This window comes from Shewanella sp. KX20019 (assembly GCF_016757755.1).
Taxonomy (GTDB): domain Bacteria; phylum Pseudomonadota; class Gammaproteobacteria; order Enterobacterales; family Shewanellaceae; genus Shewanella.
The window spans coordinates 1,618,375-1,641,412 of sequence record NZ_CP068437.1 but is presented as its reverse complement, the minus strand read 5'-3'; the positions used below and the strand labels follow the sequence as shown (position 1 = coordinate 1,641,412).

Annotated in this window: 17 protein-coding genes and 8 tRNA genes; 1 reads left to right on the top strand and 24 read right to left on the bottom strand. The window is 43.9% G+C overall.

Going from position 1 to position 23,038, the window contains the following annotated elements:
* Positions 1 to 151: 151 nt before the first annotated feature.
* From JK628_RS07170 to recA, 11 genes are all read right to left on the bottom strand, one after another.
* Positions 152 to 243 (bottom strand) — tRNA-Ser (locus JK628_RS07170).
* Between the two features lie 103 nt (positions 244 to 346).
* A tRNA-Arg gene (locus JK628_RS07165) sits at positions 347 to 423 on the bottom strand.
* Positions 424 to 456: 33 nt separating this feature from the next.
* Positions 457 to 533 (bottom strand) — tRNA-Arg (locus JK628_RS07160).
* A gap of 33 nt (positions 534 to 566) precedes the next feature.
* A tRNA-Arg gene (locus tag JK628_RS07155) sits at positions 567 to 643 on the bottom strand.
* Positions 644 to 676: 33 nt separating this feature from the next.
* Positions 677 to 753, bottom strand: a tRNA-Arg gene (locus tag JK628_RS07150).
* Positions 754 to 792: 39 nt separating this feature from the next.
* Positions 793 to 869: transfer RNA gene (locus JK628_RS07145), tRNA-Arg, on the bottom strand.
* 32 nt (positions 870 to 901) lie between these two features.
* Positions 902 to 978: transfer RNA gene (locus JK628_RS07140), tRNA-Arg, on the bottom strand.
* Positions 979 to 999: 21 nt separating this feature from the next.
* A tRNA-Ser gene (locus tag JK628_RS07135) sits at positions 1,000 to 1,091 on the bottom strand.
* 200 nt (positions 1,092 to 1,291) lie between these two features.
* Positions 1,292 to 1,489 carry a carbon storage regulator CsrA gene (csrA, locus tag JK628_RS07130; RefSeq protein ID WP_202288827.1) on the bottom strand — a complete coding sequence of 66 codons (198 nt, stop codon included), beginning with the start codon at positions 1,487 to 1,489 and terminating at the stop codon, positions 1,292 to 1,294.
* 475 nt (positions 1,490 to 1,964) lie between these two features.
* Positions 1,965 to 4,592, bottom strand: a complete 2,628-nt coding sequence (alaS, locus tag JK628_RS07125; protein WP_202288825.1) for an alanine--tRNA ligase — start codon at positions 4,590 to 4,592, stop codon at positions 1,965 to 1,967.
* A 481-nt stretch (positions 4,593 to 5,073) separates the two neighbouring features.
* Positions 5,074 to 6,144 (bottom strand): recombinase RecA, encoded by a 1,071-nt coding sequence (gene recA, locus JK628_RS07120; RefSeq protein WP_202288823.1) that lies wholly within the window; start codon positions 6,142 to 6,144, stop codon positions 5,074 to 5,076.
* A 318-nt stretch (positions 6,145 to 6,462) separates the two neighbouring features.
* Between recA and mutS the strand changes: the two genes are divergently transcribed.
* Positions 6,463 to 9,045, top strand: a complete 2,583-nt coding sequence (gene mutS, locus JK628_RS07115; protein WP_202288821.1) for a DNA mismatch repair protein MutS — start codon at positions 6,463 to 6,465, stop codon at positions 9,043 to 9,045.
* Between the two features lie 48 nt (positions 9,046 to 9,093).
* Here the strand turns inward: mutS and rpoS are convergent, their stop codons facing one another.
* From rpoS to rlmD, 13 genes are all read right to left on the bottom strand, one after another.
* The gene (gene rpoS / locus JK628_RS07110; RefSeq protein WP_202288818.1) at positions 9,094 to 10,062 is read right to left on the bottom strand and encodes an RNA polymerase sigma factor RpoS; all 969 of its coding nucleotides are present in this window, start codon (positions 10,060 to 10,062) and stop codon (positions 9,094 to 9,096) included.
* A gap of 76 nt (positions 10,063 to 10,138) precedes the next feature.
* The gene (locus tag JK628_RS07105; protein WP_202288815.1) at positions 10,139 to 11,035 is read right to left on the bottom strand and encodes a peptidoglycan DD-metalloendopeptidase family protein; all 897 of its coding nucleotides are present in this window, start codon (positions 11,033 to 11,035) and stop codon (positions 10,139 to 10,141) included.
* Between the two features lie 72 nt (positions 11,036 to 11,107).
* Complete coding sequence (locus JK628_RS07100; protein ID WP_202288812.1) at positions 11,108 to 11,743, bottom strand: protein-L-isoaspartate(D-aspartate) O-methyltransferase; 636 nt, start codon at positions 11,741 to 11,743, stop codon at positions 11,108 to 11,110.
* A gap of 77 nt (positions 11,744 to 11,820) precedes the next feature.
* Positions 11,821 to 12,576 (bottom strand): 5'/3'-nucleotidase SurE, encoded by a 756-nt coding sequence (surE, locus tag JK628_RS07095; protein ID WP_202289738.1) that lies wholly within the window; start codon positions 12,574 to 12,576, stop codon positions 11,821 to 11,823.
* Positions 12,573 to 13,637: a tRNA pseudouridine(13) synthase TruD gene (gene truD, locus JK628_RS07090; RefSeq protein ID WP_202288810.1), complete on the bottom strand. Its 1,065-nt coding sequence runs from the start codon at positions 13,635 to 13,637 to the stop codon at positions 12,573 to 12,575. The genes surE and truD overlap by 4 nt, the downstream gene beginning before the upstream one ends.
* Positions 13,638 to 13,652: 15 nt before the next feature.
* Complete coding sequence (ispF, locus tag JK628_RS07085) at positions 13,653 to 14,132, bottom strand: 2-C-methyl-D-erythritol 2,4-cyclodiphosphate synthase (RefSeq protein ID WP_202288808.1); 480 nt, start codon at positions 14,130 to 14,132, stop codon at positions 13,653 to 13,655.
* Positions 14,133 to 14,167: 35 nt separating this feature from the next.
* Positions 14,168 to 14,872 (bottom strand): 2-C-methyl-D-erythritol 4-phosphate cytidylyltransferase, encoded by a 705-nt coding sequence (gene ispD, locus JK628_RS07080; RefSeq protein WP_202288806.1) that lies wholly within the window; start codon positions 14,870 to 14,872, stop codon positions 14,168 to 14,170.
* Between the two features lie 34 nt (positions 14,873 to 14,906).
* The gene (gene ftsB, locus JK628_RS07075) at positions 14,907 to 15,203 is read right to left on the bottom strand and encodes a cell division protein FtsB (protein WP_202288804.1); all 297 of its coding nucleotides are present in this window, start codon (positions 15,201 to 15,203) and stop codon (positions 14,907 to 14,909) included.
* A 90-nt stretch (positions 15,204 to 15,293) separates the two neighbouring features.
* On the bottom strand, positions 15,294 to 16,595 hold the full coding sequence (eno, locus tag JK628_RS07070) for a phosphopyruvate hydratase (protein WP_202288802.1): 1,302 nt from the start codon (positions 16,593 to 16,595) through the stop codon (positions 15,294 to 15,296).
* Positions 16,596 to 16,722: 127 nt separating this feature from the next.
* The gene (locus JK628_RS07065; protein ID WP_202288800.1) at positions 16,723 to 18,360 is read right to left on the bottom strand and encodes a CTP synthase; all 1,638 of its coding nucleotides are present in this window, start codon (positions 18,358 to 18,360) and stop codon (positions 16,723 to 16,725) included.
* A gap of 115 nt (positions 18,361 to 18,475) precedes the next feature.
* Positions 18,476 to 19,279, bottom strand: a complete 804-nt coding sequence (gene mazG, locus JK628_RS07060) for a nucleoside triphosphate pyrophosphohydrolase (protein WP_202288798.1) — start codon at positions 19,277 to 19,279, stop codon at positions 18,476 to 18,478.
* Positions 19,280 to 19,302: 23 nt separating this feature from the next.
* The gene (gene relA, locus JK628_RS07055) at positions 19,303 to 21,516 is read right to left on the bottom strand and encodes a GTP diphosphokinase (protein ID WP_202288796.1); all 2,214 of its coding nucleotides are present in this window, start codon (positions 21,514 to 21,516) and stop codon (positions 19,303 to 19,305) included.
* A 141-nt stretch (positions 21,517 to 21,657) separates the two neighbouring features.
* Positions 21,658 to 22,992: a 23S rRNA (uracil(1939)-C(5))-methyltransferase RlmD gene (rlmD, locus tag JK628_RS07050; RefSeq protein WP_202288794.1), complete on the bottom strand. Its 1,335-nt coding sequence runs from the start codon at positions 22,990 to 22,992 to the stop codon at positions 21,658 to 21,660.
* Positions 22,993 to 23,038: the final 46 nt, after the last annotated feature.

Sequence of the window (23,038 nt, the reverse complement as noted above, 5' to 3'; positions counted from 1 at the left end):
GCGAGTCAGATTTACTTAGCAGAACCGAGAAAAGGGAGAGGAATGGGAGTAATAAAATTAGCAATATCGGTACAGTAGGTTTATAAATGCTGAGCTAAATTTCAGGCACAAAAAAACCGCTTATTAAAGCGGTTTTTTTGTATTTAAAGAATGGCGGAGAAGGAGGGATTCGAACCCTCGATGGGATTTAAAGCCCATACTCCCTTAGCAGGGGAGCGCCTTCGGCCACTCGGCCACCTCTCCGCAAAACATGGTGCGCATGAAAGAAATCAAAGTTCCTTCCATCTTATTAGTTATCAGATAATCTATCTAACGGCACTAAAACGCAAAATCTGTAAGCCTTATATGGTGCGGATGGGAGGAGTCGAACCTCCGACCGCCTGGTTCGTAGCCAGGTACTCTATCCAGCTGAGCTACATCCGCATATATAAAGATAAAACATTTAGAACAACTTAATGGTGCGGATGGGAGGAGTCGAACCTCCGACCGCCTGGTTCGTAGCCAGGTACTCTATCCAGCTGAGCTACATCCGCATATATTAAGGTAAAACATTTGACAATACTTAATGGTGCGGATGGGAGGAGTCGAACCTCCGACCGCCTGGTTCGTAGCCAGGTACTCTATCCAGCTGAGCTACATCCGCATATATTAAGGTAAAACATTTGACAATACTTAATGGTGCGGATGGGAGGAGTCGAACCTCCGACCGCCTGGTTCGTAGCCAGGTACTCTATCCAGCTGAGCTACATCCGCATATATTAAGTATTAAGGTAAAGCTTCTAAATGATTTAATGGTGCGGATGGGAGGAGTCGAACCTCCGACCGCCTGGTTCGTAGCCAGGTACTCTATCCAGCTGAGCTACATCCGCTCATCAAAACATTTAAACACAAAAGTAAATTATGGTGCGGATGGGAGGAGTCGAACCTCCGACCGCCTGGTTCGTAGCCAGGTACTCTATCCAGCTGAGCTACATCCGCATCGTCGTTTACTTTAAGAAATGGCGGAGAGGGAGGGATTCGAACCCTCGATGGGATTTAAAGCCCATACTCCCTTAGCAGGGGAGCGCCTTCGGCCACTCGGCCACCTCTCCGTTTCTTGGCGCACATATTACTGTTTGCCGAAAATAAGTCAAACCATTTTTAAGAAACTATTTCCGTTTGAACTGTTTTTAAGCATGTTGACTGTATATACGCCTAAGAACGCCCATAATGAGACTTTTCATATCCTAGAAAATAAAAAAGCCAGTTAAAAAACTAGCTTCTAAAATTCTCAGTAATCATCAAACTACAATCAGAAATTTCCACCTTCTGGAGCGGTACCTGATTTTTCGGATTGAATGCGTTGATAAATCTCTTCACGATGGACAGAGACCTCTTTAGGTGCATTTACACCAATTCTTACTTGGTTACCTTTAACGCCTAATACAGTGACCGTAACTTCATCACCAATCATCAGTGTTTCACCAACACGACGAGTCAATATCAGCATTATTTTGCTCCTTTAGTTCCTAAATCTGCTTTATACGGCATTATTCCGCTATATACTTATTATAGAGTTAGCTTAGTACAAATTAACAGTATTCAATTTGAAATACGCTAATTAATTGCACCTTTACTGCCTTTATCTACAGTTTTAACATCAAAACCCTACAAGCCATATTAAAAAATTCTGCACTAAAAAGGCTATGTTCAAATATAGAGATTAAACAGACATGAAAAAGATTTTAAGCCTATTTCAGCAACCGCCCTACACTTCAACTAGCCAAACAACTTTTCATTGTCGCAACCAACCATACCAAAGTTAACTAGTATATCTACTAGTTTTCGCGTAAATGGTGATATTCATGCAATTAGTTTGCTAAACATAAGCACTCTCATTAGCACTTATGCTAACTTTTACCCTTCAGACAACAAAAAACGCCCATAAAGAGCGTTTTAAAAACTTCCATTAAACAATCGAACGATTAGGCTAACTTGTCAGAAATCCAAGGAATGACACTATCAAGTGCAGTTTGGAGGTTTTCAGGCTGACTGCCACCCGCTTGCGCCATATCTGGACGCCCACCCCCTTTACCACCTACTTGAACAGCAATAGAGGCAACAAGCTCACCCGCTTTCACTTTCCCAGTAAGATCTTTAGTGACACCAGCGATTAGATTCACCTTAGCGTCACCTGCGATACCTAATACCACAATGCCAGACTTAAGTTTCTGCTTGAGCTCATCTTGCAAACCTCGCAGCGACCCGGCATCTACACCTTCGAGCTTCTTAACTAAAACTTTTATACCGTTGACGTCAACAGCTTCACCTGCAAGGTCGGCACTCGTTGCTGCCGCTAGTTTATCTTTTAACTGAGCGAGCTCTTTCTCTAGAGATTTAGACTTGTCCAGTTGTGCCTTGAGCTTGGCTACAACAGAAGCGCTATCACCTTTTAATAATGAGGCTGCTTCTTCAAGTTGAGCTTGTTGCTTAGCGATGTAGGCCAGTGCAGCTGCCCCCGTTACCGCTTCGATTCTGCGAACACCCGCTGCAATACCACCTTCAGAGGTGATCTTAAACAAACCAATATCACCTGTGCGGCCGACGTGGGTTCCACCACAGAGTTCAATTGAGAAATCGCCCATCGCCACCACACGGACTTCGTCGTCATACTTCTCGCCAAATAACGCCATAGCGCCTTTTTCTTTGGCTTGCTCTATGTCCATCACTTCAGCGGTTAAGGCGTGGTTACGGCGGATTTGAGTATTGACCAGCGCTTCAACCTCTTTAACTTCAGAGGCTTTAACAGCTTCAAAATGAGAGAAGTCAAAACGTAAACGCTCAGGGTCGACTAATGAGCCTTTCTGAGTGACGTGTGTACCTAACACTTGACGTAGCGCAGCGTGCAGTAGATGTGTAACAGAGTGGTTTAACTCTGTACTTTGGCGACTCTCATTATCGACATGAGAAGAGACTGGCTGGCCGACCTGAATTGAGCCGACCGCTAGCTTTCCGATATGACCAATTGCTTGGCCATATTTTTGAGTATCTGTAACGTTAAACTCAATACCGTCGGCATTCAGCACACCTTTATCGCCACATTGACCACCAGACTCACCATAAAATGGTGTGCTATCGAGAACGATTACCGCTTCATCACCTGCCGCTAGTTCACTAACGGACTCACCCGCTTTATAGATAGCACTGACAGTCGCTTGATTACTAAGCTGCTCATAACCAACGAAAGCACTCTGGGCATCAATCTTTAGACCATCATTATAATCTGTTTCAAATTGACCTGCTGCTTGAGCGCGACTTCGCTGCTCAGCCATTGCGGTTTTAAAACCCGCTTCATCGACGGTAATATTCCGCTCACGACAAACATCAGCGGTTAAATCGACAGGGAATCCATAGGTATCATATAATTTGAAGGCTGTTTCACCGTCTAATACATCACCTTTTAGATTCGATAATGCATTATCAAGGATCCCTAGACCGCGCTCGAGTGTACGAGCAAACTGCTCCTCCTCAGCTTTAAGCGACTTTTCAACAATCGCTTGAGTTGCGACTAAGCCTTTAGCAGCATCACCCATAACTTCGATCAACGTCGGTAGCAACTTATAGAAGAAGAAGCTGCTAGTCGCGCCTAATTTATTACCGTGACGTACTGCACGACGAATAATACGACGTAATACGTAACCGCGGCCTTCATTTGATGGCATCACGCCATCGGCAATTAGAAATGCACATGAACGGATATGATCAGAGATTACGCGTAGTGACTTATTCTCTAAATCCGTGACGCCAAGGATTTCAGCTGTCTTTTTAATTAGCGCTTGGAAAATATCAATCTCATAGTTTGAATGCACGCCTTGCATAATCGCAGCAATACGTTCAATTCCCATTCCGGTATCTACAGAAGGTTTAGGTAGCGGGTTCATGTCACCGTTTGACTGACGGTTATACTGCATGAACACGATATTCCAGATCTCAATAAATCTGTCACCGTCTTCTTCTGGTGTACCAGGGCGGCCACCCCAGATATGATCGCCGTGGTCATAGAAGATTTCAGAACATGGACCACAAGGTCCGGTATCACCCATCTGCCAAAAGTTATCTGAAGCATAAGCCGCACCTTTGTTATCGCCTATGCGAATAATATTTTCAGGTGCGACACCGACTTTTTTAGTCCAAATTTCATAAGCTTCATCATCAGTTTCATAAATTGTGACGCATAAACGCTCTTTAGGCAGCTTTAACTCTTTAGTTAAAAAGTTCCAAGCAAAGTTTATTGCGTCCTCTTTGAAGTAATCGCCAAAACTAAAATTACCAAGCATTTCAAAAAATGTATGGTGGCGCGCGGTGTAGCCAACATTATCTAAATCATTATGCTTACCGCCCGCTCTTACGCATCGTTGAGATGAGGTGGCACGGCTATAATTGCGCTTGTCTTCTCCAAGGAATACATCTTTAAACTGGTTCATACCCGCATTAGTAAATAATAATGTTGGGTCGTTAACTGGCACTAAAGAACTACTATCAACGACCTGATGACCATTGGTGCGGAAATATTCCAAAAAAGCACTACGCAGTGCTGCAGTGGTTTGATACATGAAACCGTCCTGAATTAGGTTGTGCAACTAGCCCAAAAAAGAGCCTAATGATAAATTTTTATGAAGAGCATTATAAGCAGTGTCATGACTAACAGCTAGCCCTGAAGGTACAAAACTGCTTAGACACTAAAAATAAAATGGTTATTAGCAGATCATTTAAATATATGAGTGCTGAAAGAGATAAAGGTGTAAACGATAACTTCAACCCACTTGCGTATCCCATAGCTAAAGGTATTTGTTCACACAGAAAAGTTAACCGATAGATAACGAGTGCATTTAACAGCGGCCAGGTATAGATCGCAAAAACGAAGAGTGGGGTTTGAGCTTGGATTGATTCTTATAGAGAAAGAGAATGTCGGCGCACTACAAACGTTATCACGATATGCACTGCTGGCTGAGCTGTAAAGAAAAAGGCTAGCTTAAAAAATGATTTTTAAACTAGCCTAAATAATTAATTTAAAACGTTTGTTGAAAAACGAACTTAAAACACTTCGCCTGTTTCTAAATCAACATTATCACCAGCGGTGTCAGCAGCATCAGGTGCTATCTTTTCGCCTTTATTCAACAACATTGAACGCAGAGCTGTTTCAATCTCGTCTGAGACTTCTGGGTTTTCAATTAAGTACTTTCCAGCATTGGCACGGCCTTGGCCTATCTTGCTACCCTTGTATGCATACCAAGCACCTGATTTTTCGATTAACTTATGAATAACACCTAGGTCAACTAGCTCACCAGTGCTGTTAATGCCTTTGCCATAAAGGATTTGGAATTCAGCTTGCTTAAACGGAGCAGCGATTTTGTTCTTAACCACTTTAACTCGCGTTTCGTTACCAATAACTTCATCGCGGTCCTTGATGGCACCGATACGACGAATATCTAAACGAACAGAAGCGTAAAACTTAAGTGCATTACCACCCGTTGTGGTTTCAGGATTACCAAACATCACACCAATTTTCATACGAATTTGGTTAATGAATATAAGCAAAGTGTTTGATTGCTTAAGGTTACCCGCAAGCTTACGCATTGCCTGGCTCATCATACGTGCCGCTAGACCCATGTGAGAATCACCAATTTCGCCTTCAATTTCAGCTTTTGGCGTTAACGCAGCTACCGAATCGACAACAATAACGTCAACGGCACCAGAACGAGTCAATGCATCACAAATCTCTAACGCTTGCTCACCAGTATCAGGTTGTGAACAAAGCAAGTTATCAATATCAACACCTAGCTTTTGTGCATAAACAGGATCCAAGGCATGCTCAGCATCAATAAATGCACAGGTCTTACCCTGCTTTTGCGCTGCAGCAATCACTTCTAAAGTCAGTGTCGTTTTACCTGAAGATTCAGGACCGTAGATTTCACAAATACGTCCCATTGGCAGGCCACCGGCGCCCAACGCCACATCCAAAGATAGAGAGCCAGTAGAGATCGTTTCAACGTCCATCGAACGATCTTCGCCCAACTTCATAATTGAACCTTTACCAAATTGCTTTTCAATTTGACCTAAAACGGCATTTAACGCTTTCTCTTTATTTGGATCAGTCTTCTTCATCTTTATGTCCTTTGAATCACAGTGCTAACACAGTTTCAGCACTGTATTATCATTTAGGTGACGACTCTAATGTCTTCTTTAGGGCCTCAATATGAAACTAGTATACTGTACAATCATACAGTATCAAGTGCTGTGCGAGATTTTTTTATTAAGCTCATAAAAACAACTAGATAGCTGGAAATACCTCTAAACATAACTCAATTACCAGTATTTCCTTGTAATAATACCCACTAAAATGGGTAAAAAATTGCTAAGATTGCAGCCATAATTGTTTAATGGCCACTATGCGCCGCAGTAAAGTACAGGCAAAGCAAATCGATGACTGCTATTGATCCGCAAAACTTAGAAAAACACACTCCTATGATGCGTCAATATTGGACGCTAAAAGCACAACATCCAGATATGTTGTTGTTTTATCGTATGGGAGACTTCTACGAGCTTTTTTACGAAGATGCCAAACTCGCTTCTGAGTTGCTTGGTATATCGTTAACTGCACGAGGAAAAAGCGGTGGCGATCCGATCCCCATGGCGGGCCTCCCCTACCACGCTGTAGAGGGTTATTTAGCCAAACTAGTGCAACTTCGGGTGTCAGTCGCGATATGTGAACAAGTGGGCGATCCTGCAACTTCAAAAGGGCCGGTTGAGCGCAAAGTTGTTCGTCTCGTTACGCCAGGGACTTTGACTGATGAAGCGTTGTTGCAGGAGCGGCAAGATAATCTGCTTGCTGCACTGTATCAAGGCAAGACCGGCTATGGTTATGCAACTCTCGATATCGCATCGGGCCGTTTTGTCGTCACAGAACTGGCAAATATCGAAGCACTAGAAGCTGAATTGCAGAGAACCAACCCAGCAGAATTGCTTTATAGCGAAGACTTTTCACAAATGAGCCTAATTGCAGGCATGAATGGCACTCGCCGCCGCCCAGAGTGGGAGTTTGATTTTGATACCTGCCACCGTTTACTGCTAACTCAATTTGGCACCAAAGACCTTAAGGGTTTCGGTATTGAAGACGCAAGACTTTCGCTGCAAGCTGCGGGTTGCCTCATGCAGTATGTCAAGGATACTCAGCGTACGGCACTACCACACATTAATTCAATTGTGCGTTTTAACCAAGCTGACAGCATTATACTTGATGCTGCTACACGTCGTAATTTAGAGCTGACAATCAACCTACAGGGCGGACAAACTAATACGTTAGCATCAGTATTAGATAACACGGTTACAGCAATGGGTAGCCGTATGCTACAACGTTGGTTACATCAGCCACTACGTGATCACCAAGTGATTAACGCTAGACAGTCATCTATTGCCGAGTTAATCAGCAGTGATTATTACCTTACTCTTGCTGAAGACTTAAAAGCGTTAGGTGATGTTGAGCGGATCACAGCTCGTATCGCCCTTCGTAATGCCCGCCCAAGAGACTTTGCCCGCTTGCGCCAAGCATTAGGTCTGTTACCGCAACTGCAACAAACGCTTAAGTCAACAACGGTTCCACACCTTCAATATCTATCACAGGTTATAGGCGAATTCCCTGAAGAGTTGGCATTACTATCCAATGCAATCGTCGATAATCCACCAATGCTTATTAGAGATGGCGGTGTAATACGTGATGGTTATGATACAGAGCTTGATGAGTGGCGCGTACTAAGCGCGGGCGCTACCGATTACTTGGCCCAATTAGAGGCACGAGAAAAAGAGCAAACGGGGATATCGACGTTAAAAGTCGGCTACAACCGAGTCCACGGTTACTACATTGAGGTCAGTCGCCGTGAATCTGATCTGGTTCCCCTTAGCTACCAACGCCGTCAAACCCTAAAAAACACTGAGCGTTATATCATTGCGGAGCTAAAAGAACATGAAGAAAAAGTCCTTTCAAGCCAAGGTAAAGCACTCGCATTAGAGAAGCAGTTATGGGAACAGTTATTTGATCTACTACTGCCGAAAATACATGAATTGCAAGAGTTTGCCAAAGCAGCAGCAGAATTAGATGTCTTGTGTAACTTCGCAGAACGTGCCGAAACGCTTAACTATGCCTGCCCACAATTATCTGACTCTACAGGAATACATATAGAAGCGGGTCGTCACCCCGTTGTCGAGCAAGTGAGTCAAAGCCCCTTTATCGCCAATCCAGTCACACTGGATGACAAGCGTAAAATGCTCATTGTTACCGGTCCAAACATGGGCGGTAAGTCTACCTATATGAGGCAGATAGCACTGATCACTTTAATGGCGCATATTGGTTGTTATGTTCCCGCGGCGCATGCGGTGATAGGGCCAGTAGATAGGATATTTACCCGAATTGGTGCCTCTGATGATCTAGCATCAGGACGGTCAACCTTTATGGTAGAGATGACCGAAACGGCTAATATCCTGCATAATGCTACGCCAAGCAGCCTGGTTTTAATGGATGAAATAGGCCGCGGTACATCTACCTATGACGGCTTATCATTAGCATGGTCGGCGGCAGAATATTTAGCCAATAACCTCAAAGCGATGACCCTATTCGCCACCCATTACTTTGAGCTAACGCAGCTTCCTGAGCAGATGGATAACGTCGAAAATGTGCACCTAGATGCCGTTGAACATGGTGATTCAATCGTATTTATGCATGCAGTGCAAGAGGGACCTGCGAGCCGGAGTTACGGGTTACAGGTGGCAGCGCTCGCCGGTGTACCAAACAGTGTCATAAACGCTGCGAAACAAAAACTTCACCATTTAGAGAGCCGCGATCAGGCACTGGAGCAATCACACAACGGTAACCTGACTGCGCAGCAAGTGATCAGTTTCCCAACGCAAGCTACATCACCGGTTATTGAGGCACTTGATAAGCTCAATCCCGATGAACTTACGCCCAAACAAGCGCTCGATTATCTTTATCAATTGAAAAAGATTTCAATTTAAGTAGATAAAGAAAAGGCGCCAATGGCGCCTTTTCTTTATCTTAAGGTTCTACACTCTAAAAATAGCCTCGACAGATAGACCTTGGGCGCCTAGCAAATCTTTTAAACGCTTTAACGCTTCGACTTGGATCTGACGAACACGTTCACGGGTCAATCCAATCTCTTTTCCGACATTTTCAAGTGTAGATGGCTCGTAACCTAATAAACCAAATCGGCGTGCTAACACCTCTCTTTGCTTAGTATTAAGTTCATCTAACCATTTCACTACTGACTTGGACATGTCTTCATCTTGAACTTTATAATCAGGTCCGACATTGTCATCATCAGCTAAGACATCGAGTAGTGCTTTATCACTTTCACCGCCTAGCGGCGTATCTACTGAAGTAATGCGTTCATTTAATTTGAGCATACGACTGACGTCGCAGCTTGATAGATCGAGTTTCTCTGCAATCTCTTCTGCGGTGGGCTCATGGTCTAATTTGTGAGCCAACTCTCTTGCTGTACGCAAGTATACGTTAAGCTCTTTTACGACATGGATAGGTAATCGAATCGTACGAGTCTGATTCATAATTGCTCGTTCGATTGTTTGTCTAATCCACCAAGTGGCATAAGTAGAGAATCTAAAACCACGTTCAGGATCGAACTTTTCTACGGCACGAATTAAGCCTAAATTGCCTTCTTCAATAAGATCAAGCAGCGCTAAGCCGCGGTTGTTATATCGTCGAGCAATTTTTACGACTAATCTGAGGTTACTTTCGATCATGCGGTTACGGGATTTGTCACAGCCTTTAAGTGACTTGCGTGAGAAATACACCTCTTCTTCTGCGCTCAGAAGGGGGGAATATCCTATTTCACCTAGATACAGTTGAGTCGCATCGAGATTTTTCTGTAAATCGTCTTGTACTTGCTGCTCTAACTCTGCTTCTTTAACTTGTTTTTTGCTAAGGTCTAGTTTAGATCCTTCTACAGCAATGTTTGTAGGTTCTTCTGCTACAACGGCATTATTAGTTCTGCCCATAATATATCTCCCAAATTTCATATTTAATTACTGCACTTTACTATCCTCCGATGTGCCAAATTGGCAGCCTAAGCGATTATTGCTTAGGCAAATATTTAAGTGGGTTTACTGACTTCCCATGATAACGGATCTCAAAATGTAATATGACCCGATTAGTGCCTGTATTACCCATTTCAGCAACTGTCTGTCCAACATTAACAACTTGCTTCTCTTTCACTAAGATCTTATCAGCATGTGCATACGCACTTAGATAATCGTCACTGTGTTTAATAATAACTAAATTACCATAGCCTCGTAGTGCACTTCCTGCATAAACCACTCTACCACTAGCAGCAGCTTTAATTGCATCACCACGATTACCCGCGATCTTTATCCCTTTATTTCCCTGCTCTTTGGCTGAGAAAGTTCCAATCACTTTACCTTTCACTGGCCAGAACCACCGACTTACCTTTTTAGGTAATGTTGACTCTTGCCTGTGGACAACCCGGTTAACATCTTGTTGACCGCTTGTTACAGAATACGCAGGCTTTGCGACTTGATCAAGCTGTTTTTTTGACGCTGGCTGACTTGCTTTCTCGCTGTTCTTTTCAGCGCTAACACTTTGTTTATTATTACTTTCAGTTGCACTTACTGGTGCTTTATATGCCGTTTTTGACGGTTTATTGGCACTATTGGTATTTGTAACAGTTTTTTTAGAGCTAAGACTCAATACCTGTCCAGGGTAGATGGTATAAGGCTTTCGTAGATTATTGACCAGAGCAACAGCAGCAAAATCTTTATTTGCCCCCCAGGAGATAGAGTACAGCGTATCACCCTGTTTAACTTTATATCGACTACTGGTAATCGAGCCTCGGTCGTGACTCGGCTTTATGGGGGAATTCAAGGATTCTACTGGTGCGGGGCGCTCAGATTGGAAGCTGCAGCCAGTTAATGTAAAAGCAAAAATGATACAGAAGTGTGCAATAAACTTCATATTACTCGGCTACCCCAAATCGCTAGTCTGCGACCGTTACTTAAAATTTCGGACAAAGACTACAACAAACAGTTAAGCAAGTTCGCCATTAACTAATGGCACAAATCGCACAAACTCTATCACCTCTGACTCATATTGTTCACCGACTCGAGTGACTTTGAGTAATTGCTGAGATGCCTCTCCAACAGGAATAACAAGCACGCCACCATCCACTAGCTGCTCTATCAAGGCATTAGGTACACTCGCAGCTGCAGCCGTCACCATAATTGCATCATAGGGCCCTTTACTCGACCAGCCTTGCCAGCCGTCTCCATATTTAAAAGCAATATTATGCAGATCAAGCTTTTTTAGACGTTGTCTTGCTTGGATCTGTAGGCTCTTAATCCGTTCAACGGTACATAACTGTGGTACTAATTGCGCTAATATCGCCGCTTGATAACCTGAACCAGTACCTATTTCTAGCACCTTATTCGGTTGACTTTGCAATAAAATCTCGGTCATCCGTGCCACTATGTAAGGTTGAGATATTGTCTGGCCTTGACCAATTGGCAACGCAGTATTTTCATAGGCTTTATGCCCCAATGCAGCATCTAGAAACTGCTCTCTAGGTGTATTAGCCACCGCTTTTAAGACTGACTCTTGGCGAATACCAGCTTCATACAGACTTCTTGCAAGGTTCAAAGCTGATGTTGAGGCGACCCGGTTCATAAATAACGGTTCCAATAGTATTAAGTTATATGTCGTCAACCCTTCCAGAAAATTTTAGAAAGGCATAAGTTATCTGTTTACAAGGTTATGGTTTCTAACCAAGTCGTCATTGCTGGTAGCTGCTCAAAAGCGGTTAAGTCAACTGTCAAAGGCGTTATCGAAACATAGCCGTTGGCTACTGCATAAAAGTCGGTGCCGTCGCTCGCATCTTGTTGATCGCCTGGTGGGCCTAACCAAAATATCTCTTTACCCGCAGGATCTTGTGTCTTAATCATCCCCTCCGCTCGATGCCTAGCACCCAATCGGGTGATCTTAATGCCTTTAATATCTGCAACGGGGAGATCTGGTACATTAATATTTAAAATTTTATCTTGTGCTATAGGCTGTTTTTGTAAGCCTTTAACAATTTTCAACGCAAAATGAGCTGCCGTCTGGTAATGCTTTAACTCCGAGCCTACTAGTGAGATAGCGATCGCAGGAAAACCTAAGAAGCGTCCCTCCATTGCAGCAGCAACGGTGCCAGAGTATAGAGTGTCATCACCCATGTTAGCGCCTGCATTGATCCCAGACACCACCATGTCAGGCTCATCTTGATACAGCTCTCTAATAGCGAGATGCACGCAATCCGTTGGAGTGCCACTGACGGAGATATAACCATTGTCTAACTTATTCAGCCGCAGTGGATTCGTCAAGGTCAGGGAATTGCTCGCACCTGAGCAGTTACGGTCTGGGCCAACGGTTAATGTTTCTGCAACCTGCTTCAACGCATCGGTTAAAGCCACGATACCTTCGGCGTTTACACCATCATCGTTACTAATTAAAATCTTCATTATTTTGCAACGAGTTCCTGTTCAGCAGCGAGCCTCTGTTTTCTAGCCACTTCCTGTACATCTTGGTAATCAGCGAGCTCACGTAAAACAGATGTGGCATAAGAGCCTGATGGTAAAGCAAATTTAATTGTAATGGTATCGTCTTCGATTTGATATTGTAAATGTTGTGGCTCAAGTAGCAGTGCGCGACGCTCCTGACTTAGCCCGGCATGTTCTAATCCGTCACGATCAACAGCTAAATCTTGCAACGCGTTTGATTCCATTTCAGCTGCTTCAGCTTGTGCTAATGGCAAACCGCGCCCCCACATTGGAGCCGATAGTTGGATATCTTTTTTAGCTAAACGTGCGGTTAAGGTTTCATCCCATTCCTCAGCAATGAAATAGCTCTTGCTTCCCGCCAGCATGACACAATCACCGCTAAGCGTCGTAATGCCGTGTATGGCTAATCTCGATGATGTAGCCACATTAAACAGGTTCGAGCGAACAGCAGAAAGATACATACTGCGCTTATTTCGGTCTTTCACATTACGACCACCAAACATCTGCCGGCCAAATACAAGATTTTTTCCTTCATGGCCAAAACGTTGCTCACCAAAATAATTAGGTACACCTATTTTGGTGATCTCTTTTAAACGAGCGACAACATCTTCAATTTCTGTGACGTTTCTAAGTACTAAGGTGAAACGGTTGCCCGCTAATGCGCCTATACGCAGTTTTTTACCATGACGAGATGCCGACAAAAGCGTTATCTGCTCGCTGTTCAGTTTTTGCCAATCTGGCGTTTCTTTACCTGGAATGCGTACACCAAACCATTGCTCAGTCACTGCATTCTTATCTTTTTGCCCTGCATATGTCACCTCTTTGGGGTGAACATGAGCAAAACTCGACAGCATTTTGGCGACCTCTACGGTATTTAAACCATCTTTGCGAATATGTAGCAGATGATGTTCCCCTTCACCCGTTGGAGCAAAGGGGAGTATTTCTTGCACTAAAAAATCGCTATTATGTGTTCTAAGATCTGCCGTAGCGGTTGGCTTGCCGTGTAAATAATGAAGTTCGCTCATATCAGTTGTTTCTCTCTAAATCTTGGTCATCAATACTACAGCTTCCACTGCAATACCTTCTTTTCTACCGGTAAACCCGAGCTTTTCGGTGGTAGTCGCTTTAACATTGATATCGTCAATATCTGCTAGAAGATCAACGGCTAAAACAGCTCTAATCGATTCGATATGCGGCGCCATTTTTGGAGCTTGTGCAATAATAGTTACATCCAGATTGGACAATGAAAAACCTTTGTCTAGCGCCAGTTGGTAGCAATGCTTCAATAATACTCGGCTATCCGCACCTCTAAACTCAACATCGGTATCAGGAAAGTGCTTACCAATATCTCCCAGCGCCATTGCGCCAAGAATAGCATCAGATATGGCATGCAGCACGACATCACCATCAGAATGTGCAATAAGACCAACATCATAGGGTACAACAACGCCGCCTAAGATCAATGGTGGCTCTCCACCAAACTTATGCACATCAAAGCCATGACCAATTCTAATTTTCATTTCAATTCCTAGTTATGATTCAAGCAGTCAGATTATTACTTGCCCTGACGGCTTAGATTTTTAAGAAACAGCCCAGCCAATTGTAAGTCGTCGGGATGGGTCACTTTTATATTGTCAGCACGACCACTAATAATTCCCGGCTTAATGCCCGCCCACTCCATCGCCGACGCTTCATCGGTGATAAGTGCTTCAGCGGCTAATGCCGCCTCTAAATTGTCTTTTAACTGTTTAGCGGGGAAATATTGCGGCGTTAACGCATGCCAAAGTTTGTCTCGACAAACAGTATGGCAAATTTCGCCACTATCATTACTGCGCTTCATAGTATCGCGCACCGGAGCGGCTAATATCGACCCTTGTGGGAAAACAGCAGTTGAAGCAATCAGTTTATCGATATCAAGATGGCTTAGGCACGGCCTAGCGGCATCATGTACTAACACCCAACTGCTCTCATCAGCATGTTGTAAAGCAGCTAGCACCGAGTCTGCACGCTCATTGCCGCCTGTAACGGTGATTAACTTAGGATGCGTAGCCTGAGGCAACGCTGAAAAATATTTGTCTTCAGGATTAAGCGCTATGATAACCGCTGATATTTCAGTATGAGTTAACAAACAATCCAAAGTATGTCCGAGAATGGTTTGCTCATTAAGTGCTAAGTATTGCTTGGGCACTTCTGCACCCATACGGCTGCCTATCCCTGCAGCAGGAACAACTGCAATGATCTGTTTAGTTGATTGGCTCATTAGAGGATCCCACTTAGAAGCTTATATCTTATAATCAATGATTCTGTTTTGAGAGGCGGTCACCACCCACGACTCTAAAGAATGTCTCTCCCTCTTTGACCATACCTAGCTCGTTACGAGCGCGCTCTTCAAGCGCTTCGGTTCCGCTACGAAGATCATTGATCTCTTCTCTCAACACTTGGTTTCTAGCCACCAACTGTGCATTACTCTGTTGTTGTAGTTTTATCTGCTCTTGCAGATGAATAGAGTCAGCGAGGCTCTTATCTCCTAACCAAAGGCGATATTCCAGTAAGATAAGTAACACTACCAAGGCAAAAAGAAGGCGTTTCATGATGCTAAATAGAAAGAGTTTGAGAATAGTAAACAGATAGTACAACAAAAAAGGCCACCGAGTGGCGGCCTTTTTACACTTTATAGCAAATTATGCTTGGCCTTTTATCTCGCTTAAGCCGTTATAAGGTGCTTTTTCGCCAAGCTGTTCTTCGATACGCAGTAGCTGGTTGTACTTAGCAACACGATCACTACGGCTTAAAGAACCCGTTTTGATCTGACCTGCAGCTGTACCTACAGCTAAATCAGCAATAGTCGCATCTTCAGTTTCACCTGAGCGGTGAGAGATAACAACAGTGAAGCCTGCATCTTTAGCCATCTTGATAGCAGCTAAAGTTTCAGTCAATGAACCGATTTGGTTGAACTTGATTAGGATTGAGTTAGCAATACCGTTGTCGATACCGCGCTTCAAAATCTTAGTGTTTGTTACGAATAGATCGTCACCAACTAATTGGATTTTATCACCCATTAGTTTAGTTTGGTGCGCGAAACCGTCCCAATCAGACTCATCAAGACCATCTTCAATAGAAACAATCGGGTATTCTTTGGTTAGGTCCTGTAGGAAGAAGTTGAACTCTTCTGAAGTGAACTTCTTACCTTCACCTTTAAGGTCATAGATGTTGGCTTCTTTATCATAAAACTCAGACGCCGCACAATCCATCGCTAAAGTGATGTCTTTACCTAGCTCGTAACCCGCGTTTGCCACTGCAACTTTAATTGCAGCCAAAGCAGATGCGTTTGATGGTAGGTTTGGCGCGAAACCACCTTCATCGCCTACTGCTGTAGAGTGACCATCAGCCTTAAGTACTTTAGCTAAGCTGTGGAATACTTCTGCGCCCATACGTAGGCCTTCGCGGAAGTTTTCAGCACCAACAGGTTGAATCATGAACTCTTGGATATCAACAGAGTTATCTGCATGCTCGCCACCATTAATGATATTCATCATAGGTAACGGCATAGAGTAAACACCCGGAGTACCGTTTAGGTCAGCAATATGTGCGTATAAAGGTACACCTTTAAAGGCTGCTGCCGCTTTAGCCGCTGCAAGAGAAACAGCTAGGATAGCGTTAGCGCCAAACTTAGCTTTGTTTTCTGTGCCGTCTAAATCAATCATGATTTGATCAAGTTCAGCTTGCGCAATCGCATCTTTGCCTTTCAGCGCGTCAGCAATAGGACCATTGACGGCTGCAACTGCTTTCAGTACGCCTTTGCCTAAATAACGTGCTTTGTCACCATCACGTAGTTCTAGTGCTTCGCGACTACCCGTAGATGCACCAGATGGTGCAGCAGCCATACCCATGAATCCGCCTTCTAAATGAACTTCAGCTTCAACAGTTGGGTTACCGCGAGAATCCATGATTTCGCGACCGATAATGTTAATAATCTTAGCCATAATGCCCTCGATTTAAGTTTGAAAGATAAATTTAAAGTAAAAAGTAAAACGAATTTGTTTCTATAAACTCACATCACCAAAAACAAAAAAACCGCCCCCATTAGATGGAAGCGGTTAATAGTTTGGTTTAGCCTAAATCGCGTTTTTGATACGCGGCGGCTGCTGCGATAAACCCTTCAAATAATGGCTGACCATCACGAGGTGTCGATGTGAATTCAGGGTGGAATTGACCCGCTACAAACCATGGGTGGTTTGGTAGTTCAATCATTTCGACCAGTTGGCGGTCTGATGATAGACCACTAAAAATCAAACCTGCTTTTTCAAGACGGTCTTTAAAGTTGTTGTTCACTTCATAACGATGACGATGACGCTCAACACAGCTGATACCTTTATAGGCTGCAGCGGCTTTAGTGCCTTCCTCTAGATGACATAGTTGAGCACCTAAGCGCATAGTACCGCCCAAGTCTGACGTTTCATGACGCTCTTCAACGTTACCCTCTTCGTTAATCCACTCAGTGATTAAACCAACAACAGGATACGGAGTCTCTTTATTGAATTCAGTTGAATGTGCACCTTCAAGGCCAGCAACATTACGTGCAAACTCAATTAGCGCTACTTGCATACCTAAGCATATACCAAAGTAAGGTAGATTATTTTCACGAGCGTACTTAGCCGCCATGATTTTACCTTCTACGCCACGCTCGCCGAACCCGCCAGGAACCAAGATACCGTCAAGACCTTGAAGGATCTCTTCGCCTTTGGCTTCAACGTTCTGAGAATCAATGTACTTAATTTGAACTGATACACGATTAAACAGACCGGCGTGCTTCAAGGCTTCGTTTACTGACTTATAAGCATCTGGTAGCTCAATGTATTTACCAACCATACCAATGACGATTTCGCCAGTTGGGTTAGCTTCTTGATAGATAACATTTTCCCACTCGTGTAAGTCAGCTTCAGGACAATCAATTCCAAAACGCTTAGTGACGAGTTGATCAAGCCCCTGTGCTTTTAGCAACGCAGGGATCTTATAAATACTGTCGACATCTTTAAGCGAGATAACGGCACGTTCTTCTACATTACAAAATAGCGATATTTTCGCTTTTTCATTTGCAGGTACTGGACGGTCACCACGACAAACTAAAACATCAGGAGCGATACCGATAGAACGCAGCTCTTTAACTGAATGTTGGGTTGGCTTGGTTTTAACTTCGCCAGCAGCACCTAAGAATGGCACCAAAGTTAGATGCATAAATAGGGTTCTTTCGCGGCCGAGTTCAACACCCAGCTGACGAATAGATTCAAGGAAAGGCAGTGATTCAATATCACCTACTGTGCCGCCAATCTCAACGATGGCAACATCGTGACCTTCGCCACCAGCAAGAACCTTTTCTTTAATGGCATTAGTGATATGAGGGATAACCTGAATTGTGGCCCCCAAATAATCGCCACGACGCTCTTTACGTAATACTTCTTCGTAAATACGGCCAGTGGTAAAGTTATTACGACGATTCATCTTGGTACGAATGAAACGCTCATAATGACCTAAGTCAAGATCGGTTTCAGCGCCGTCTTCAGTCACAAACACTTCACCGTGCTGTGTTGGACTCATGGTACCTGGATCGACGTTAATATATGGATCCAGCTTCATAATGGTTACGTTTAGGCCACGGGCCTCTAAAATTGCAGCCAAAGATGCTGCTGCAATGCCTTTACCTAGTGATGAAACGACGCCACCAGTAACGAAGATATACCTTGTAGTCATGCTGAACCTGAGAAAATGAGTTGGAAATATGTGCTTGTAAGAAAGCACTAGGACGGGGCAATATTATACCAAAGCATCATCGATTCGACAAACTAGAATTAACCTTAAATTCAGATTATTTGTTCGACTCACTCACTTTGACCTTGTCCCAGTATCTATCGAGCTCCACTAACGTATGCTCATCAAACGCTCTTCCATCCTGTTCAACATAGTCCTCTACACCACGAAAACGTCGTTCAAACTTTTGATTTGCTTGTCTTAAGGCTTTTTCTGGCTCTACACCTAGATGCCTTGCCAAGTTGACTACAGCAAATAATAAGTCGCCCATTTCGTCAGTAACTTTATTATGATCAATATTTTCTTGCTCGACTTCAAAAAGTACCTCTTCTATCTCCTCGTGGATTTTTGCAACCACAGGAGGTAACTCAGGCCAATCAAAACCGACGCCGGATACTCTTTTTTGAATTTTTATTGAGCGAGAAAGTGCCGGGAGGTTTAGAGGGATATCATCTAGCACAGAATGCTGCTCACGTTCTACGCGTTCAGACGCCTTAATTTTTTCCCAGTTTTGTTTTATCTGCTCGGTGCTACTACTTTTGAGATCAGCAAAAACATGGGGATGGCGTCGAGTTAGCTTATCGCAAATACGGTTAACAACGGTATCAAAATCAAACATTCCCTGCTCTTTACCCAGCTGGCAGTAAAACACCACCTGAAACAGTAGATCACCTAATTCATCAGGCAGTTCATCGAGTGCAACACGCTCGATGGTATCTGCCACTTCATAGGCTTCTTCTAACGTGAAGGGCACGATAGATTGGAAAGTTTGTGCTTTATCCCAGTCGCAACCCGTTTCTGGGTCTCGCAGCTTTTGCATTATCGTCAGCAAAGGCTGCATGTTTCCCACTGGCTCTTTCATCTATTACCTATTCTTGGTGCGAGTTATACTCTGCGGGCTTCGCTGACGCCATCGACCTGCGACAATTTAGCAACGACGCGCGATAGACCATCCAAATTGTACAGTTCAAGCTCTAACTCAATGGCTGCAGTTTGTGTTTTCACATCCGATGTCGAACTCATTGACAATACGTTAGACTTTTCAGCGGCTAATACCGAAGTAAGATCTCTAAGCAGTCCCGAACGATCACTTGCTATCACTCGCAAACGAATTTTGTAGCCACCTGAGTAATTCTCTCCCCAGACAACCTCAACAGAGCGTTCTGGATGAGCACGAATAAGCTCTTTGACTTGATCGCAATCGGCGCGATGTACGGATATGCCGCGGCCTTTAGTAATAAAGCCAAAAATTTCATCACCGGGAACGGGTTGACAGCACTTAGCAATATGGCTCATAAGATTACCTACGCCATTAACCTCTACCTGACCAGAGCCCTTTCTTGCCGGTTTGCTATGGCTCTTTTTCACCAGGTCTTCGAGCACCTCTTCATCAGACAGCTCGTTGGTACGCAGCTTACTTTGCACATGATTAACAACTTGGTTCAGACGAACATCACCTCCACCGATCCCCGCAAGGAGATCATCCATGCTAACCATGTTAAAGCGTTCCACCGCCGATTGAGCGTCTTTTATCTTTAAATTAGTTCGTGCAAGCTCGGTCTCCAGCATTTCTCGGCCGGCGATAATATTCTTGTCTCTGTCTTGCTGCTTAAACCAGTGCTGGATCTTAGAACGAGCCCGCGAAGTTTTAATGTAGCCTAAGCTTGGGTTAAGCCAGTCTCTTTTCGGATTAGGGTTTTTAGAGGTGATGATCTCAATCCGCTGTCCGGTTTCAACTTGGTAAGTAAACTGTACGATACGGCCATCAACCTTAGCACCAATGCATTTATGCCCAACATGTGAATGAATATAGTAGGCAAAATCAAGAACAGTAGAACCCAGCGGTAGATCAACCACTTCGCCACTTGGGGTAAAGACATAGACACGGTCTTCAAAGACTTGGCTACGCACCTCCTCAACCAGGTTACCGCTTTCAGCAACATCTTCTTGCCACTGCAAAATCTTACGTAACCAATTAATCTTCTCTTCGTAACCACTTTGCTTACCGCCACCACTGCCACTACCCTCTTTATACTTCCAGTGGGCAGCGACACCGAGCTCTGCATCTTCATGCATCTGCTCGGTACGAATTTGGATCTCAACGGTCTTGCCCTCAGGTCCCACTACAATCGTGTGGATCGACTGATAGCCATTTGGTTTCGGATTTGCGACATAATCGTCAAATTCGCTAGGGATATGATGCCAAAGGGTATGCACCACACCCAAGGCCCCGTAGCAATCTTGCAGTCTGTCGGTGACAATTCGTACCGCTCGTACATCAAACAACTCATCAAATGTAAGTTGTTTGCCATTCATCTTCTTCCAGATACTGTATATGTGCTTTGGACGGCCATATACCTTGGCTCGGATCTCGTCCTTATCTAGACGCGCTTGCAACTGGCTGACAAAGTCATCGATAAAGGTTTCTCTGTCAATGCGCTTACCATCAAGTTGCTTGGCGATATCTTTGTAGGTTTGCGGATGCAGGTAGCGAAAAGAGATATCTTCTAGCTCCCATTTTAACTGCCCAATACCAAGACGGTTGGCGAGTGGCGCATACACGTCGGCAATCTCTCTGGCGATGAGCACTTTAACTTCTTCATCGGCATTTTTTATTTCACGCAATAAGCAGATACGCTCTGCGAGTTTGATGACCACTGCGCGCACATCTTCAACCATTGCCAGCAACATTTTACGAATGTTATCGATTTGCGGCTCACCATTACGGGTCTGATTGTCAATTTTCAACGCACCAATAGCATTCATGGTTTCAACGCTAGAGACTAGAATTTCAAGCTTAGGGCCAAAGCGCTCATGAATATCTTCTTGAGTGATTAAGTCCGCATCAAAAACAACAAACAATATTGCCGCTTGCAGGGTTTCGATATCCATATTCAAAGGTGCAAGAATTTCAATCATCTCGCGAGCCCGTTGCAGCACAGGAAGGTTGACCTCTTTATTTTGGCCAACTAATAACTCAACCTGCGCTATCAACTCCAAAAGAGTTTTGGCTTCGTTGGAATCACTAATATAACGTTTCACCCACTCTTCTAGTTGAAAGTGAGGGTCGCTAAAATGTGCTTCACGAACTGATACCATCGTCTATTATTCCTTTACATCCCGAGGTGGATTAAACCAAAAATATTAATCCAAACCTTTTAAAATTCAGACCCTCTATCTTCAGCATTCAGCGAATATTGTCAATGAACAAACGCTGACAATCGTAACTAAAATTGTCTGTTAATCGCGTTCAAATAACGCCATTGATTCTAAATGGTGGGTTTGTGGAAACATATCCACCATTGCGATTTTTTTAAGGCTATAACCTTGCTTCAATATCACTTCACTATCACGCGCTAAACTTGCAGGGTTACAAGATACGTAGACCAAGGCTTTAGGATTGAGCTTCTTTAGCGATAACATGCTTTCATAGGCTCCTGCTCTGGCTGGATCAATGAGCATTTTATTAACTTTACCGAGCCACGGCTCTTGTGACAGATCAGCACTCAAGTCGGTATGGAAAAAAGAGACTTTATCTAAACCGCTATGTTGTGCATTAAGTTCTGCTTGAGCAACCATTGCCGGCACCCCTTCTACACCAATCACTTCAGCGCCATTTTTAGCTAATGGCAGACTAAAATTGCCGATACCACAAAACAGATCGAGCACTCGTTCACCAGCTTGAGGGTCAAGCCAATCTACCGCTTGCTTTACCATTGCTTGGTTAACCGCCGCATTAACCTGAATAAAGTTACCTGCTGAAAACTTAAGTTCTACATTGCTGTCACTAAAGCCATAGAATGGTTGTTCAGCCTTACCGCTAAGATACTCAGTCGCGGCATCATCGTCTTGCAATACAAGGTTAAGCTCATTGCTCTGACCAAAAGCGGCCAGACGCTGACGATCTTTATCGGATAAAGCTTTGGTGATGCGCAGAACGACAAAAATGCCGTTGTCAGCCTGGGTCAACTCTACATGGCCTAATGCTTTCTTACCGCTGAGCTGATTGAGTAGATAAGCAAGGTCGGGGATTAATGCCGACAGTGGCTTTGCAAGTACAGCACATGATTGGATCTCTACGACATCACTGCTACTACTTGCTCTAAAGCCTAAACTGACATGTTTAGTGTTACGGTCAAACCAAGTCGCTAAACGGGCTCGTCTACGGTAATGCCACGGGGAGTCACTCAATGTGTCGCAGACTTCACTTGCCTGGGTTTGAGCAAATTTAGCCACTAACTCCTGCAGTGCCTTAGCTTTGTGTGCCCGTTGAGCATCAACATCCAGATGCTGCAAATCACAGCCACCACATTGTTCATAATGCGGGCACGGGGGCTCGACCCGCTGGCTTGATGGATTTTCAACCTTTAACAGCTTTGCTCTAGAAAACTTCTTCTTCTGCTCGGTAAGCTGTACTTGCACGGTTTCGCCAGCAAGAGCGCCGTTGATAAACACTATCTTACCTTGATGATGAGCAATACCTGCACCGAGATGATCCAGCTTTGTCACCGCTAAAGACAATTTAGAGGATAATTGTTTAGATCTATTTGGTTTTGCTTTAAAAAATTGTGCCATTTTACTCTCTAAATAGATAAAAAAACTGGCCAACACAGGCTGTTAC